General features: G+C 60.1%; 15 protein-coding genes. 4 read left to right on the forward strand and 11 right to left on the reverse strand.

Translation table 11 applies throughout. The features are described 5' to 3' along the window. The first annotated feature begins 188 nt into the window (after positions 1–188). Positions 189–2,519 carry an autotransporter outer membrane beta-barrel domain-containing protein gene (locus tag FQ192_RS29895; RefSeq protein WP_149661751.1) on the forward strand — a complete coding sequence of 777 codons (2,331 nt, stop codon included), beginning with the start codon at positions 189–191 and terminating at the stop codon, positions 2,517–2,519. A gap of 50 nt (positions 2,520–2,569) precedes the next feature. On the opposite strand, the gene FQ192_RS29900 is transcribed toward FQ192_RS29895, so the two are convergent. From FQ192_RS29900 to FQ192_RS29925, 6 genes are all read right to left on the reverse strand, one after another. Further along, on the reverse strand, positions 2,570–3,013 hold the full coding sequence (locus FQ192_RS29900) for a hypothetical protein (RefSeq protein ID WP_149661752.1): 444 nt from the start codon (positions 3,011–3,013) through the stop codon (positions 2,570–2,572). Between the two features lie 188 nt (positions 3,014–3,201). Next, positions 3,202–3,828: a LysE family translocator gene (locus tag FQ192_RS29905; RefSeq protein WP_149661753.1), complete on the reverse strand. Its 627-nt coding sequence runs from the start codon at positions 3,826–3,828 to the stop codon at positions 3,202–3,204. A 49-nt stretch (positions 3,829–3,877) separates the two neighbouring features. After that, entirely contained in the window at positions 3,878–4,717 is an 840-nt protein-coding gene (locus FQ192_RS29910) for an AraC family transcriptional regulator (RefSeq protein WP_149661754.1), read from the reverse strand. A gap of 77 nt (positions 4,718–4,794) precedes the next feature. Beyond that, positions 4,795–5,436: a DUF1345 domain-containing protein gene (locus FQ192_RS29915; protein WP_149661755.1), complete on the reverse strand. Its 642-nt coding sequence runs from the start codon at positions 5,434–5,436 to the stop codon at positions 4,795–4,797. Between the two features lie 181 nt (positions 5,437–5,617). Continuing rightward, positions 5,618–8,716 (reverse strand): efflux RND transporter permease subunit, encoded by a 3,099-nt coding sequence (locus FQ192_RS29920; RefSeq protein WP_149661756.1) that lies wholly within the window; start codon positions 8,714–8,716, stop codon positions 5,618–5,620. Positions 8,717–8,731: 15 nt separating this feature from the next. After that, entirely contained in the window at positions 8,732–9,889 is a 1,158-nt protein-coding gene (locus FQ192_RS29925) for an efflux RND transporter periplasmic adaptor subunit (protein WP_149661757.1), read from the reverse strand. A 271-nt stretch (positions 9,890–10,160) separates the two neighbouring features. On the opposite strand from FQ192_RS29925, the gene FQ192_RS29930 reads away from it, so the two are divergent. Both FQ192_RS29930 and FQ192_RS29935 read left to right on the forward strand, forming a co-directional pair. Next, a complete protein-coding gene (locus tag FQ192_RS29930) occupies positions 10,161–10,862 on the forward strand; it encodes a response regulator transcription factor (protein ID WP_149661758.1) in 702 nt (233 codons plus the stop codon). A gap of 4 nt (positions 10,863–10,866) precedes the next feature. Beyond that, the gene (locus FQ192_RS29935) at positions 10,867–12,168 is read left to right on the forward strand and encodes an ATP-binding protein (RefSeq protein ID WP_149661759.1); all 1,302 of its coding nucleotides are present in this window, start codon (positions 10,867–10,869) and stop codon (positions 12,166–12,168) included. A gap of 162 nt (positions 12,169–12,330) precedes the next feature. Here FQ192_RS29935 and pncA read toward each other — a convergent pair whose 3' ends face one another. From pncA to FQ192_RS29965, 5 genes are all read right to left on the reverse strand, one after another. Next, a complete protein-coding gene (gene pncA / locus FQ192_RS29945; RefSeq protein ID WP_149661761.1) occupies positions 12,331–12,972 on the reverse strand; it encodes a bifunctional nicotinamidase/pyrazinamidase in 642 nt (213 codons plus the stop codon). Between the two features lie 48 nt (positions 12,973–13,020). Beyond that, positions 13,021–13,797, reverse strand: coding sequence for an anti-sigma factor (locus FQ192_RS29950; RefSeq protein WP_149661762.1), 777 nt, complete (start codon positions 13,795–13,797; stop codon positions 13,021–13,023). Then, complete coding sequence (locus tag FQ192_RS29955; protein WP_218585806.1) at positions 13,794–14,291, reverse strand: RNA polymerase sigma factor; 498 nt, start codon at positions 14,289–14,291, stop codon at positions 13,794–13,796. Before FQ192_RS29955 ends, FQ192_RS29950 begins: the two co-directional genes overlap by 4 nt. Before the next feature lie 52 nt (positions 14,292–14,343). Further along, positions 14,344–14,874, reverse strand: a complete 531-nt coding sequence (locus tag FQ192_RS29960; RefSeq protein ID WP_149661763.1) for a tetratricopeptide repeat protein — start codon at positions 14,872–14,874, stop codon at positions 14,344–14,346. 80 nt (positions 14,875–14,954) lie between these two features. After that, the gene (locus tag FQ192_RS29965; RefSeq protein WP_149661764.1) at positions 14,955–15,500 is read right to left on the reverse strand and encodes a cytochrome b; all 546 of its coding nucleotides are present in this window, start codon (positions 15,498–15,500) and stop codon (positions 14,955–14,957) included. Positions 15,501–15,636: 136 nt separating this feature from the next. Between FQ192_RS29965 and FQ192_RS29970 the strand changes: the two genes are divergently transcribed. Beyond that, entirely contained in the window at positions 15,637–16,410 is a 774-nt protein-coding gene (locus tag FQ192_RS29970) for a class I SAM-dependent methyltransferase (protein WP_149661765.1), read from the forward strand. The last annotated feature ends 105 nt before the right edge of the window (positions 16,411–16,515 follow it).

Genomic DNA, 16,515 nt, shown 5'->3' on the forward strand with positions numbered 1-16,515 from the left:
ATATTACTTCGTTATACAAATTATTATTTCTCAAGCATTTCTCAGAAAAAACGTACGCACTTAAGGATTATTCCTACAGCGTATGAAGAAGGCAGGCCGTAGTCTGGCGGCCGTTTATCCGCCCGACTTAATTACTATTTGCTTTGACGTATTTGTTTACCCAAGACGTCATTTCATAGGAAATCACTATGTCTTCGAAGTTCGTTGCAGGTCCCAGAATCAGAGGTGAGGCAATCGCCGCTTCTATTTCACTACTGCTGGGTACGTCTCTTGCCCAAGCGGCTAACTTGCCGCCCAATACTTCTCAAACGATTGACGGCTCCACTCCGGTGGAGACCTGGCAACTGCAAAACAATGCCTCGCTGACAGGCGCCAATGCCAGCACATTAAATATCTCTGCTTCGGTTGGCAGTAACGTCAACCTGACCAACTCAACGGTTAATGCAGCTTCGGGAACAGGTATATCCATGACCAGTGCCACCGCATTGCTGGACAACACCACCGTGATCAGTGACGCTGGCGTGGGCATAGTGGGTGCGCGCTTTGTCCAAGGCACTACCGGTTCGAAAATCAACTTGAGCAATAACAGTACGGTGCGCGGCTTGCTCGGCGGCATTGCAGGCAACCGTTTCAGTGATATCGCCATTCAGGACTCCACCGTACAGGGCGCAGGCGCGACGAGTTTTGGCGTGCGTTTGCTTGAAGGCTCTCTGACTTCCAGTGGAAGCAGCATCATCGGTGGGCAGAACGGCATTGTCGTTGGCAATGACACCGGGGCCGTCAACCCATTAACCAACAGTCTTATCCTGGACGGGACCCGAGTGGAAGGTTCGACGGGTTCGAGCATCGTCGTTGGCTTCGTCGCCCAGACAACTCCCGCGGTGGCCAACATCCAGGTGCGCAACGGTTCGACGCTGGTCAGTGGCAACAACACCGCGTTGCAAGTCAGCAACGGCGCGTCTGCGACACTGCTGGTCGACAACAGTGCCTTGACGGGCAATGTCGTCGTTGATCAGGGCAGTACCGGGATTGTGACCTTGCAAAATAACGCGTCACTTAACGGTAACTTGCAAAACGTCAACACCGCCACGCTCAACAGCCAGAGCAGCATGACCGGGAACGTCACAGCGGCTGCGGGCTCGGCCTCCAGCCTGACGCTGGACACTGGCGCGAGGCTGACCGGCCAGGTCAATAATGTTGCCGACTTTTCCATCAGCAATCAGGCTTTGTGGCAAATGACCGATAGTCAGTCGGTCAACAACCTCTCGCTCAATGGTGGCCGAGTACGGCTTGGCACCGATCAGGAATATTTTCAATTGAACGTCGCCAACCTGTCCGGCAACGGCACGTTCGAGATGAACACTGACTTCAATCAACGCATCACGGATCTGTTGAACGTCACGGGCAGCGCATCCGGCAATCATCAATTGCTGGTAGCGAGCAGTGGCGCCGACCCGGTCAGCGATGCGCCGATCAAAGTCGTACAAACCGCAGGTGGCAGCGCTCAGTTTGGACTGGTCAACGGCCCGGTCGATGTCGGCGCGTTCACCTATGGCCTGGTCAAGGAGGGTGAAGATTGGTTTTTGCAACCCAATAAAGAAGTTGTCAGCACCCCAACGCGCGCGGTTATGTCGATATTTGGTACCTCCCCGACCGTGATCTACGGCGAAATGGCCACGTTGAACAATCGTATGGGTGATCTGCGGGTGAACGGTGGGCCAACCGGTGGCTGGATTCGCAGTTTTGGCAGTCGTTACAGCATCAGTGGCAGCGCCTATGGCGCCGGTTATAGCCAAAACCAGGCTGGCATTTCCATGGGGGTTGATACGCCGGTGCAGATCGCCGGCGAGCGGGTATTGCTTGGCGCATTTGTCGGCTATAGCAAATCGGATCTGGATCTGGGCCGGGGCAGCTCAGGGGAAATCGGCAGCACATCTATGGGTCTGTACGGCACTTGGCTGGGAGACAGTGGTTACTACCTGGACACCGTGGCCAAGCTCAACCGCTTCCGCAACGAGGCGAAGATCACGATGAGTGACGGCACCCAAACCAAGGGTAACTACAACAACCTGGGCACCAGTGCCTCGGTGGAGTTTGGTAAACACATTGAGCTCAATTCCGATTACTACATTGAGCCATTCACCCAATGGCAGGCAGCCGCTGTGCAAGGCAAGGACTATGAACTCGGCAATGGCCTGAATGCGGATGCCAATACGACGCGGTCGTTGCTCGGGAAGGCAGGCATGAATGTGGGGCGCAGTATGACCTTCGCCAATGGCAGCAAACTTCGACCTCATCTCACCGCCGCTGTAGTGCGTGAGTTCGCTAAAAATAACGAAGTCAGCGTTAACGACAACAAGTTCAATAACGATTTGTCCGGTAACCGCCTTGAGTTAGGCGCGGGTGTTTCCTGGACGCTGAATGACCGGTGGCAACTCCATGCGGAAGTGGATACCAGCAAGGGTGATAGTGTGACGAAAGACTATGGCCTGAACATCGGGGCACATATTCGGTTTTAAACACATTTAAAAAGGGAAGCATCAGCTTCCCTTTTTTTATGCATATCTGCTCAAGGGCGTGATAGTTGAACGTTGAAATCTCCTTCTACTCTGAAATCTTTTCCCGAAACGTCAGGGTGTTCAATTTCAACATGGAAACTTCCACCCAATTTGCCATCGTACTGGGGGTTCAGGATGATGACGCCTGAGACACCTTGATAAATAACATCATCAACAATGATACTCAACGATGCGTCTGATTCGCCGCCCACCGTATAACGACCTGGCTGTAGTGATTCCGTGACGGCGAGGATAATTTCCCTGACAACCAATACTCCCGCCTGATGTGACGGATCAGCAAGGCGCTCAACGGCCACTAACTGAATGAGGTGAGCTTCTTCCAGAGCGACAAAAAAAGCCGAAGTTGCAATGAATCGCGGAAAATCAGGCGTGTCAACTGTACGGAAGTGTTCGTCTGTAGCGAAATCGAGGGGGGTAACAACGATAGCATTCATGGGAGGCTCTCCGGTACTTTAAGTGGGGTATCCAAAGGCCGTATACGTTTGACCTTAATTCTGGATGAACAATGAAAGCGCCAATCAGGGTGGCTTGTAAACTGTAAGATTTAACAGTTTACATCTGGTATAAAGTATGCTGAAAAGATCGCCAGGTTAATGAATTAACTGACGCCAAGTTATAGCGTTTACTTATAGACCGACAAGTGCGGCAACCACACACAGACAAGCAATAAAAGCCCCATGCTGTAATTGAAAATTTTTTGCGCACCGGAGGTTTTCAACAGGACGCCGGAACGCGCGCCCAATACCGCCCAAGTGGAAAGGCAGGGCAAGGAAACCAGAAAGAAGGCAAGCGACAGTGTCACCACATGCGTCCATTTTTCCTGGCCTTGCACGGCAAACACACTGATCACCGCCAATGCCATCATCCAGGTCTTGGGGTTGATCAGTTGCAAACCGGCGGCGCCCTTGAAGCCCAGTCGTTGTGACTGCGGGGGGCCGGCCAAGGGTTCCTTGGTATTGACCGGCGCCCAAAAAATTTGCCACGCCAGATAACTCAACCACGCGACACCTGCCCACTGCAGAGTTGTTTGCAGGTAGGGGCGGGTGCTGAGCACTTGCCCCATACCGCCGCCCACGGCCAGTACGAGCAGCGCTGCGCCAGTGCAGGCACCGAAGACGATCGGCAGCGCGGCCTTGAAACCATAGCGGGCGCTGTTGCTCAGCACCAGGATATTGGTCGGACCAGGGGTGATGGACGCGACGAAAGCGAATGCCAAAAACGGCAGCAGGCTGGAAAAAGTGACAAGCATGATCATGGGCTCCTTGGACAGTCAGGAGCCAATCTTCACAAAGGCCAGGTCACACGTCTGGAAGATTTGAGCAGCGCCTGCGGTACATCGCCGGGGTCAACCCATACGCCCGGACAAACCAGCGCCCCAAATGACTTTGATCGGCAAACCCCAACTCCATCGCCACCGCCGCCGGTTGCAAACCGCTGGCGAGCATCCGCCGGGCCTTGGACAGGCGCAGTTGCACCAGATAGGCGTGGGGCGCCAACCCGTAGGCAGCCTTGAACGCGCGAGTCAGGCGAAAGCGATCAACGCCTGTGACGACCGCCAACTGATCGAGGCCAATGTCCAGATGAGCGTTGGCGTGCAGGTATTCCCGGGCCTTTTGCGCCACCAGCGGCAGACGCGGGTCTTCGCCGTAGCGGGTGCGCCAGTGCAGATGGCGGGTCAGGTGTTCGAGCAAACCGTCGAGGGCCGTCTGGCGCACGATCTTCAACTCGCCACCGTGCAACGTCTGGAACGCCAGGCTGGTGGCCTGGGCCAGTTGCGGGTCGGTGGTCAGGGTGTTGGCGAAACTCAGTTGGCTGTTGAGCGGCGCGTTTTTGAATAACGCGGCCAGTTCCCGTTCCAGCCATTGCGGATCGAGGTAGAGCATGCGGTAGGTAAAGCCGTCCTCGGTGGGCGCTTCGCCGTCGTGGATATCGCCGGGTTCCAGCAGAAACACCTTGCCCGGCGTGCTCTGATGCCGGGCCCGGCGGCAGTTGAATTGCTGCACGCCTTGCTCGGTGACGCCCACCAGATAACTGTCGTGCCAGTGCGGGTCATAGGCGTGGCCCTCGAAATGCGCGCGCAAGGTTTCGATGCCGGTGTCGGCGTCCTGGGCCAGGTCGATCCAGTTGTGCGAAGTCATGCTGCACCTGTGAGACGGATTGCCGACTTATTTAACGCCTGCGACGCGGGTAACGCCTAGAACGTTTGTGCAGCCGTTTAGCTGAACAGTCCGGCCGCGATGTTGATCGAAAACCCGAGAATCGCCGTGTTGAACACAAAGCCGATCAGCGATTGGGCCAAGACGATTTTGCGCAGCCCCCGGGTCGCCACGCCGACATCGGCAGTCTGCACCGCCACGCCGATGGTGAACGAGAAGTACAGGAAGTCCCAGTAATTGGGGGTAGTCAGGCCTTCGGCAAAGCGCAGTGCCGGCTCCTTGCCGTCCCAGGTGTAGAACAGGCGGGCGTAGTGCACGCTGAAAATCACCCCGATCAGCAGCCATGAACCAATGACGGTGGCTGCGGTGAAGGCGTAATGCAGCAGCTTGCGTGAGGTTTCCAGGTCTTTGCTGCCGGCCAGTTCGAAGGTGATGGTCGCCAGGCTGGCAATCGCGGCGATGCACACCACGAACAACACCAGCCCGGCGTTTTCATCCTCGATCTCGGCAATGCGCTTCACATCCGGGGCCTTGGCCTTGGTGGCGAGCCAAATCATCAGGATCAGGTAGGTCCAGACCCCGGCGTTCCAGCCGATGAGGATTTTGCTGATGATCGAATCGGCCGGGGCCAGGATGCCCACCGCCAGGCCAAGAACCGTGGCGGACGACAAGCGAGGGTGGGTGCGGGCGAGGAGGGGCATGGAGGCTCGATGGGCGCAGGGGTTTGCAACACCTTAGCCCAGGGCGATGCGTTGTGACCACTCGGCGACGCAACCTTGTAGGAGCGAGGCTTGCCCGCGAAAGCGATCTTACCGTCAACATTTCTATCGACGGTGATGACGCTTTCGCGGGCAAGCCTCGCTCCTACAGGGGATTGGTGGGTCAGGTGTCTTTGTGGCGCTTGCGCACCAGTTTCATCACCATCACGAAAAACACCGGTACAAACAGCACCGCCAGGGTCGCGGTGATCATCCCGCCGATCACCCCGGTGCCAATCGCTTGCTGGCTCGCCGAACTGGCCCCGGTGGCAATCGCCAGCGGCACCACGCCAAGGATGAACGCCAGCGACGTCATCACAATCGGCCGCAACCGCAGGCGCGCAGCTTGCAGCGTGGCGTCGATCAGGTCGTGGCCTTCGTCGTACAGGCTCTTGGCGAATTCGATGATCAGGATCGCGTTCTTCGCCGACAAACCGATGATGGTGATCAGCCCGACCTTGAAGAACACGTCATTGGGCATCCCGCGCAAGGTCACCGCCAGCACCGCGCCGAGTACGCCGAGCGGCACCACCAGCAACACCGAAGTCGGAATTGACCAGCTCTCATACAGCGCCGCCAGGCACAGGAACACGATCAAAAGTGACAACCCGAGCAGAATCGGTGCCTGACTGCCGGACAAGCGCTCCTGCAACGACAGGCCGGTCCATTCCTGACCCAACCCCGCCGGGCCTTGCGCCACCAGCCGTTCGATTTCCGCCATGGCTTCGCCGGTGCTGTGACCCGGTTTCGGTTCGCCGGAAATACTGATGGCCGGGTAGCCGTTGTAACGGGTCAATTGCGTCGGGCCCTGGGTCCATTTGGCCTGGACGAAGGCCGACAGCGGCACCATTTTCCCGGCGCTGTTGCGCACGTGGATCTTCAGCAGGTCCTCGACCTGGCTGCGTCGATCACCTTCGGCTTGCACGACGACGCGCTGCATCCGCCCCTGATTGGGGAAGTCGTTGATGTAGGCCGAACCGACGGCCGTGGACAGCACGCTGCCGACATCGGCAAAGGACACGCCAAGGGCATTTGCCTGTTTACGGTCGACTTCCAGTTGCACTTGCGGTGCTTCGGCCAGGGCGCTTTCGCGCACATTCATCAGGATCGGACTTTTCTCCGCCGCCGCCAGTAACTGCGTGCGCGCTTGCATCAGCGTGGCATGGCCGAGGCCGCCGCGATCCTGCAAGCGGAACTCGAAACCACTGGAGGTGCCGAGGCCATCCACCGGTGGCGGCAACACGGCAAACACCACCGCATCCTTGATCTGGCTCAGGGCAATGTTGGCGCGGTCGGCGATCGAGCTGGCCGAGTCATCGCTGCTGCGCTCGGACCAGTCCTTCAACGTGGTAAACGCCAGTGCCGCGTTCTGTCCGCTGCCGGAGAAGCTGAAACCGAGAATCACCGTGCTGTCACCGACACCGGGCTCCGTGGCGTTGTGTTTTTCGATCTGCTCGACCACTTGCACCGTGCGGTTCTTGCTCGCGCCCGGCGGCAACTGGATGTCGGTGATGGTGTAACCCTGGTCTTCCACCGGCAGGAACGAGGAGGGCAGGCGACTGAAGCACAGGCCCAGCCCGATCAGCAGCACGCCGTAGATCAGCAGGTAACGCCCGGTGCGCTTCAGCGCATAGGCCACCCAGCCCTGATAACGCACGGTCAACTGTTCGAAGCGACGGTTGAACCAACCGAAGAAGCCACCCTTTTCGTGATGCTCGCCTTTGGCAATCGGCTTGAGCAGCGTCGCGCACAGCGCCGGGGTCAAGGTCAGGGCGAGGAAGGCCGAGAACAGGATCGAGGTGGCCATGGACAGCGAGAATTGCTTATAGATGACCCCGACCGAACCCTGCATGAACGCCATCGGAATAAACACCGCCACCAGCACCAGGGTGATGCCGATGATTGCGCCGGTGATCTGCTTCATCGCCTTGCGCGTGGCGTCCTTGGGCGACAGGCCCTCGGTGACCATGATCCGCTCGACGTTCTCCACCACCACGATGGCGTCATCCACCAGAATGCCGATGGCCAGCACCATGCCAAACATGGTCAGCACGTTGATCGAGAACCCCAGCGCCAGCATGGTGGCAAAGGTGCCCATCAACGCCACCGGCACCACCAGCGTCGGGATCAGCGTGTAGCGAATGTTTTGCAGGAACAGGAACATCACCGCGAACACCAGCAACATCGCTTCGCCCAGGGTGTAGACCACTTTGGTGATCGAGACTTTGACGAAGGGTGAAGTGTCGTACGGGATCTTGTATTCGACGTTGGCCGGGAAGTAGCGCGCCAGGTCATCCATTTTTGCCCGCACGGCGGTGGCGGTGCTCAGGGCATTGGCCCCAGGAGAGAGTTGCACGCCGACGGCGGTCGATGGCTTGCCGTTCAAGCGGGTGCCGAACTGGTATTCCTGACTGCCGATCTCGACCCGCGCCACATCGCCGATGCGCACCGTGGAGCCGTCGGGGTTGGCCTTGAGCACGATGTCGGCAAACTCTTCCGGCGTCGACAACTGGCCCTTGACCATAATGGTCGCGGTGATTTCCTGGGTGCTGCGGGTCGGCAAGTCGCCGATGCTGCCGGCGGACACCTGGGCGTTCTGCGCGACGATCGCGGCGTTGACGTCGGCCGGGGTCAGGTTGAAACCGATCAGCTTCTGCGGGTCGATCCAGATGCGCATTGCCCGTTCGGCACCGTACAACTGGGCCTTGCCGACACCGTCGAGACGCTTGATCTCGTTCATCACGTTGCGCGCCAGGTAATCGCTGAGCGCCACGTCGTCGAGCTTGCCGTCGCTGGAGGTCAGGGTGATCAGCAACAGGAAGCCGGAGGAGACTTTCTCCACCTGCAAGCCTTGCTGGTTCACGGCCTGGGGCAGGCGCGACTCGATCACCTTGAGGCGGTTTTGCACATCGACCTGCGCCATCTCAGGGTTGGTCCCCGGTTGGAACGTCGCCTTGATGGTGGCGCTGCCGAGGCTGCTCTGGGATTCGAAATACAGCAGGTGATCGGCGCCGTTAAGCTCTTCCTCGATCAGGCTGACCACGCTTTCGTCGATGGTCTGCGCCGAGGCGCCGGGGTACGTGGCGTTGATTTCGATCTGCGGCGGCGCGACGTCGGGGTATTGCGCCACCGGCAACTGTGGAATGGCCAGGGCACCGGCCAGCAGGATGAACAACGCGACCACCCAGGCGAACACCGGGCGGTCGATAAAGAACTGCGGCATAAAAAAGCGTCCTGCTTACTGACCAGAAACCTGGGCAAGTGGAAGAGGGGTGTCGTCGATCTGCACTTTCTCGCCAGGCTTGGCGTGTTGCAGGCCTTCGGTGACGATGCGGTCGCCGGGCTTGAGGCCGCCGGTGACGATCCAGCGATCGTTCTGCACCGCGCTCAGTTGCACCGGTTGCAGACCGACCCGTTGCTCGGCGTCGAGCAACATCACCTGGGCCACCCCGGCGCTATCGCGCTGGATCGCCCGCTGCGGCACGCTGATGCCTTGCTGGTTGACCCCTTGCTCGACGCGTACACGGACGAAGCTGCCCGGCAGCAAGTCGAGGTCCGGGTTGGGGAACTCGCTGCGCAGGATGATCTGGCCGGTGCCCGGATCGACGCTGATCTCGGCGAACAGCAGCTTGCCCGGCAGCGGGTACAGACTGCCGTCATCCTGGATCAGCGTGGCCTTGGCCTGATCCTGGCCAACCTGCTGCAGGTTTCCAGAGCGGAAGGCCCGGCGCAGGTCGTTGAGTTCACGGGTCGACTGGGTGAGGTCAGCGTGGATCGGGTTCAGTTGCTGGATCAAGGCCAGCGGGGTGGTTTCGTTCTGCCCGACCAGTGCGCCTTCGGTGACCAGGGCACGGCCGACGCGCCCGGAAATCGGCGCGGTGACGGTTGCATAACCCAGGTTCAGCTTGGCCCGGGCCACGGCGGCTTTATTGGCCGACACATCCGCGGCGGTTTGCCGGGCATTGGCCCGGGCGTTGTCGTAGTCCTGGCCGCTGATGGCGTTGCCTTCGATCAACTGCGAATAGCGCTGCTCTTGCAGCTTGGCCTGGAAGGCATTGGCCTCGGCCTTGCGCAGCGCCGCTTCGGCGCTGTCCAGGTCCGCCTTGAACGGTGCCGGGTCGATGCGGAACAGCACGTCGCCCTGTTTCACGTCGCTGCCTTCGCGGAAGGTGCGCTGCAATACAACGCCGGCCACCCGAGCGCGGACTTCGGCAATGCGCGGCGCGACAATCCGCCCGCTCAGTTCGCTGCTGATCGACAGCGGCCGCGCTTCGATGGTTTCGATGCGCACAGTGGCCAGCGGCGCCGCTTCTTCAGCGGTCGAGGACTTGTCACAAGCGCTCAGGGTCAACGCCAGTGCAATCAGGCTGAGCGTGGCAAGCAGGTTCTTTGACATGTGAATACCCCAATAATGACCCCGGCATCCTACGGGGAGTCGGCGAGAGTAGCGGTGAAGCTTTGTAGGCGCTGTGTGAAATTGTGTAAGGGTTTTACTCGCGGGTGCGTGAGGGCGTATATCCTTGGGCCCTTGAATTTCTCAGCGACCGTTCGGGCGTCTTCGCGGGCAAGCCTCGCTCCTACAGGGGAATGCGATACCTGTGTAGGCGCGAGGCTTGCCCGCGAAGACGCCCGAAAGATCGCCACAGCACTTTTTCTGGAAACACCCCATGCCCAACATCCTCCTGGTCGAAGACGACACCGCGCTCTCCGAACTGATCGCCAGCTACCTGGAACGCAACGGCTATTGCGTCAGCGTGATCAGCCGCGGCGATCATGTGCGCGAACGCGCGCGGGTCAATCCGCCGGACCTGGTGATCCTCGACCTGATGCTGCCGGGCCTTGACGGGCTGCAAGTCTGCCGCTTGCTTCGCGCCGATTCGGCGACATTGCCGATCCTGATGCTCACCGCCCGGGACGACAGCCATGATCAAGTGCTGGGCCTGGAAATGGGCGCCGACGACTATGTCACCAAACCCTGCGAGCCACGCGTCTTGCTGGCCCGGGTGCGCACCTTGCTACGGCGCAGCAGCCTCGGCGAACCGCAGACCGCCAACGACCGCATCCTGATGGGCAACCTGTGCATCGACCTGTCCGAGCGCACGGTGACCTGGCGCGAACAACTGGTGGAGCTGTCCAGCGGCGAATACAACCTGCTGGTGGTGCTGGCCCGGCATGCCGGCGAAGTGCTGAGCCGCGACCAGATCCTGCAACGCCTGCGCGGCATCGAATTCAACGGCACCGACCGCTCGGTGGATGTGGCGATTTCCAAGCTGCGGCGCAAATTCGACGATCACGCCGGCGAGGCGCGCAAGATCAAGACCGTGTGGGGCAAGGGCTACCTGTTCAGTCGCTCCGAGTGGGAATGCTGAGGCGATGTTCAGAATCCTCTTTCGCCTGTACCTGGTGACGATCGTTTCGTACAGCGCAGCGATTTACCTGGTGCCGGATGTGGTGATCAAGCTGTTCCATGAACGCTTCGTCACCTACAACCTCGATTATTCCCGTGGTTTGCAGACCCTGATCGTCAAGCAGTTCCACGCCGTGCCAAGCGAACAATGGCCGGCCCTGGCGGCGGAAATGGACAAGGAGTTCCAGCCGCTGCACATCGTGTTGAGCGGCAAGGATGACGACGACTTCACCCTGGAGGAGCGTGAACGCTTGCAGCGCGGCGAGAACGTGGTGCGGATCGGCGACTGGGGCTGGCGCACCCTGGCGGTGGCGCCGTTGAACGAACGGACCGTGGTGCAGATGGTGGTGCCGCCGGATCCGCTGGACGTCAATTTGTTGTACTGGAGTATCAACGTGCTGATCGGCGCGATGATGCTCGCGTGCCTGCTGCTGTGGCTGCGCCCGCACTGGCGCGATCTGGAGCGCTTGAAAGGCACGGCCGAACGCTTCGGCAAAGGGCACCTGAGCGAACGCACGCAGATCTCGCATAAATCCAACATCGGCAGCCTGGCCAACGTGTTCGACACCATGGCCGGCGATATCGAGAACCTGCTCAACCAGCAGCGCGACTTGCTCAACGCCGTATCCCACGAACTGCGCACGCCGCTGACACGCCTGGATTTCGGCCTGGCCCTGGCCCTTTCGGATGACATGCCGGCGCCGAGCCGCGAACGCTTGCAAGGGCTGGTCGCGCACATCCGAGAACTGGATGAGCTGGTGCTGGAATTGTTGTCCTACAGCCGCTTGCAAAATCCGGCGCGCTTGCCGGAGCGGGTTGAAGTGGCGCTGGATGAGTTTATCGACAGCATTCTGGGCAGTGTCGATGAGGAACTGGAATCACCGGATATCGTCATTGACGTGTTGCTGCACGGCCAACTCGAACGCTTCACACTCGACCCGCGCCTGACGGCGCGTGCCTTGCAAAACCTGCTGCGCAATGCCATGCGTTATTGCGAAAAGCGCATTCAGGTTGGCGTGAAGGTATGCCCCAAGGGCTGCGAGATCTGGGTCGATGACGACGGAATCGGGATTCCGGAGGATGAGCGGGAGCGGATATTCGAGCCGTTTTATCGGCTGGATCGAAGCCGGGATCGCGCGACCGGCGGCTTCGGCCTCGGCCTGGCCATCAGCCGCCGCGCCCTGGAAGCGCAAGGCGGGACGTTGACGGTTGAGCCTTCGCCGCTGAGTGGCGCGCGGTTCAGGTTGTGGTTGCCCACACCGAACTGACGGCAAGCACACAAATCTGTGGCGAGGGGGCTTGCCCCCGTTGGGGCGCGAAGCGGCCCCAGCAGTCTTTCAGCTAAATCTCATTAACAGGTTTTGCGACTGCTTCGCAGTCGAACGGGGGCAAGCCCCCTCGCCACAGGGAGCCCTTTTCTACGGAGATTATTAGTCGAGTATCTGGGTGGATTGAATCAACCCAACCCCAGCCACCTGCATCCGTTCAATCGCCACAGCCAGCGACCCCTGCAGATCAATCGCCCGACACGCATCCAGCACCACAAACGTATTGAACCCCGCCGCCCGCGCATCCAGCGCCGAGTACATCACACAGAAATCCAGCGCCAGCCCGACCATGTAAACCGTGTCGATGCCGCGTTCCTTCAAATACCCGGCCAGGCCCGTGGTGGTCGTGCGATCGGCCTCCAGAAATGCCGAATAACTGTCGATGTCCGGATTACAGCCCTTGCGAATGATCAGTTGCGCATGGGGCAAATCCAACTCCACGTGGAGTGCCGCCCCAGGGGTATCCCGCACACAGTGCACCGGCCATAGCGTCTGCTTGCCGTAGGGCAGTTGGATCTCGTCGTAAGGCTGGCGATTGGGGTGGCTGGACGCAAACGAGGCGTGTCCGGGCGGGTGCCAGTCCTGGGTAATGATCACCTGCTTGAATTGGCCGCCCAGTTGATTGATCAATGGCACGATCAGGTCGCCTTCGGGCACCGCCAGTTGGCCGCCGGGGATGAAGTCGTTCTGCACGTCGATCACCAGCAAAGCCGTGCGTGAAGGGTGGAGCGAGGGATGCGGCATGGGAGGGGCGCCTTGGAAGTCAGGCGCCAAGCATAGTGATAATTGGCGTTATACGCTCAGCCGACTTCTCAAGACTTTGGCCATGTCCTCAAGGTCCGCCACGGGGTTGTGCCCGATCAGCATCCAGGCGTGCTCCGTGTCCGCCCAGAACACGACGTTCATGTCGTGCCGGCGTTCATGGGCAAACGGCCGGCTGCCTTTGTTGGAGCGCGTGACACACAGTGCCATCGGACCGTGGGTAGGGTCGAGATAGGTGATCTGGGCGATGGGTACGCCTTCGTACTCGAGGATTTGCGCGCGTTTGAGCTCCAGGCGTGGCAACACCAGTTTTGCAGGCGCGAGGTTCAGGCCCAAACGGCTGTCGATGGTGCGCAGTTGCGCGCGCTGAGTCGCCTCGTCGCCAGGCAAATGTTCCAGGGTTTGCGGCACGTAGAGCGACATGTAGTCGGCCACCAGCCCGCGCCAGTTGCTTTTCTGCTGGCTCGACTGCCAGCCGAGAAACAATCGATCCGCGACTACACTGCTCAGCACCAGACCGGCCGCCGCCGCCAGAAACCAACGGCGGTTCAGCGCCGGACGGGCAGGGCTGGGCAAGGTGTCGAGCATGGCTTGCAAGCGATCTGTCGGTGCTTGCTTGCCCAGTTGGTCATACGCGTCCTTGAACGGCAGGCTGCTGCGGGCCAGCCATTGCAGGCGCAGGTTGAGCGCCGGGTCATCGTGGATGGCGGCGTCGATGCGGGTGCGCTGTTCGGTGTCGAGCTGGTCGTCGAGGTAGGCCACCAATTGTTCATCGGTCGGGATCGTCGGGCGTAGGGGGTCGGTCATCGACGTTCTCCTGTGGTGTTGCTCGGTACGGTGTGCAAGGGCGGGTACTCCGCGAGTTTCAGGCGGGCGGTGGCCAGGCGGCTCATGACCGTACCGATAGGCACTTGCAGCACCTCGGCCACTTCGCGGTAGGACAAGCCTTCGACGTAGGCCAGGTACACCGTTTCGCGCTGGGCTTCAGGCAGAGCATCGACGCGCCGGATCACCTGCGCCGCCAGCACATGGGTTTGCGCCGCGTGTTCGCCGTCGAACGACAGCGCCTCGTCGGCATTCACCAATCCCTGGCCCAGGCGTACACGTCGGGCGCGTACTTCATTGAGCCAGATCGAATGCAATATGCTCAGCAGCCAGCGATCCATGCGGGTACCTGACTCATACTGCCCGGCCCGTTCCAGCGCCCGCACGCACGTGGCTTGCACCAAGTCTTCGGCCACATGCCGTTGTCGGGACAGCAGCAAGCCGTAGCGCCATAACCGCGCCAGATGCTGGCCCAACTCTGCTCGTATTGCCTGATCGCTGGCGATGGCGACCTCCGTCCGTTCGGTGTCAGGTTTTCGATGAATCGTGGATGGCTTCGGCCAGGTCCTGGTATTCCTCGCAGGTGCTGCCGCAGATCGATTTGATGTGCTGCAACTGTTCCTGGGCAAGATCCAGCCGACCCTTGATCACATACGCTTCGCCGAGGTATTCGCGCACTTGCGCATACTGCGGGTCGAGTTTGACCGATTGCAGGTAATAGCCAATGCCTTCGTCGGTGCGGCCCAGTTTACGCGTGGCGTAGCCGCGATAGTTGAGGGCTTTGGCGGTGTTGGGGTTTTTCAGCGTATCAAGCAGGGCCAGGGCTTCTTCGTAGCGACCGTCCTTGGCCAGGCGGTAGGCGTAGTCGACACGGTCGTTATCCGGCACCAGGCTGCTGGTTTGCAGCACGCATTTGTTCGACTTGTTGTCGAACACCTGGCCTTTGGGGCAGTTGGGTTTGGCCGGCTCATCCTCGTCGCCGTGGGCGAACGCCGCAGAGCTGGATAGCGCCGCGACCAGCAACAGCGGGGCAGTGAAAACAGCGAAACGGATATCCATGGGTGAAACTCCATTCACAGTGAAAACAGAATTCGAGGGCATGCATCTAAAGAACACCCGGCCCCGGTGTTTTATTCGCCTCAGTTTGTATCGCGCCCTGGCAGCATCCGGCGCAACGTGCCGTCCCGCAGGCCGAAATGATGAACCAGCGCCATCACCGCGTGCAGCCCGGCCAGAATCACGATGACCCAGGCGACGTTTTCATGCAGGCCGCCGAATACCGACTTCATGCTTTTATCGAACGTCATCAGGGCCGGGACATCGAACAACCCGAAGAAGTTGAACGGTTCTGCTTGCGCCCAGCGGAACATAAAACCCAGCACAATCTGGCTCAACAACAGCAGGTACAGCGCCAGATGCGCGGTTTTCGCTGCAATGTTCATCATGCCTCGATTGAGCGGCGGCAGTCGGCGGCCACGAGACAGTCGCCAGATCAATCGACCGATAACAATCACCGCCAGCAGGATGCCGCAGGAAATGTGCACCGATTGCAGCCCTTTACGCAGCGGCGTGCCTTTAGCCAGTTGATCCCAGATCAGTGCACTGGAAAACAGGAAAATCACCAGCACGGCAGTCAGCCAGTGCAGGCTCATGGTGAGGCGGTCGTAACGGGTCGGAGTGTTCATGGGCTTTCCTTATGAGCGATGGGCAGTGAACACCGCTGTGTGAACAATTATTCATTTGGTTGTGCAGCTCTTTGCAAGGAAAGCATTAAGCCAGACGCTATGCTCGACTGCATTGATGTGTATCGGGAGAACTGCGATGAGAGAACATATTCACCCTGTCGCCGCCGATGGCTACAGGACCGGCGCCGACACCTACGTGCGCGGTCGCCCGGACTATCCGCCGCAAGTGGCCGACTGGCTGACCGGCACCCTGGGTTTGAATGCCGACAAAACCGTTATCGACCTCGGCGCCGGCACTGGCAAGTTCACCGGACGGCTGATGGCCACCGGGGCGCAGGTGATTGCCGTGGAACCGGTGCCGCAAATGCTCGAAAAATTGTCCGCCGCGTTGCCTGACGTGCTGGCGGTGAGCGGCACCGCCACCGATCTGCCGCTGCCCAATGCCTCGGTGGACGTGGTGGTGTGCGCCCAGGCCTTCCACTGGTTCGCCAGCCCCGAGGCGCTCAGCGAAATTGCCCGGGTGCTCAAGCCGGGCGGCAAGCTGGGCCTGGTGTGGAACCTGCGCGACACCCGAGTGAGTTGGGTGCCGAAACTCGACGCGATCGTCAACGCGCTGGAAGGCGATACCCCGCGTTATTACACCGGAGCCTGGCGGCTGGCCTTTCCCCACAAGGCGTTCGGGCCGTTGCAGGCTGAGCATTTCGGGCATGGGCACACGGGTTCGCCGGAAGATGTGATTTTCAATCGGGTGCGGTCCACTAGCTTCATTGCGGCGTTGCCTCAGGTGCAGCGGGATAAGGTCGATGCGCAGATGCGGGCATTGATTGATGGCGAGCCCGAGTTGCGCGGCAGGGAGGTGATTACCGTGCCTTATGTGACGGCGGCGTTTGTGGCGGTGAAAGGCAGTTAGATCGGCGGTGTAGCCTTCGCGGGCAAGCCTCGCTCCTACAGGGGCGCGCGATCCCTGTAGGGGCGAGGCTTGCCCGCGAAGGCGCCCGCACAGCACCCACAGCAC

This window comes from Pseudomonas sp. ANT_J12 (genome assembly GCF_008370045.1).
Lineage (GTDB): Bacteria > Pseudomonadota > Gammaproteobacteria > Pseudomonadales > Pseudomonadaceae > Aquipseudomonas.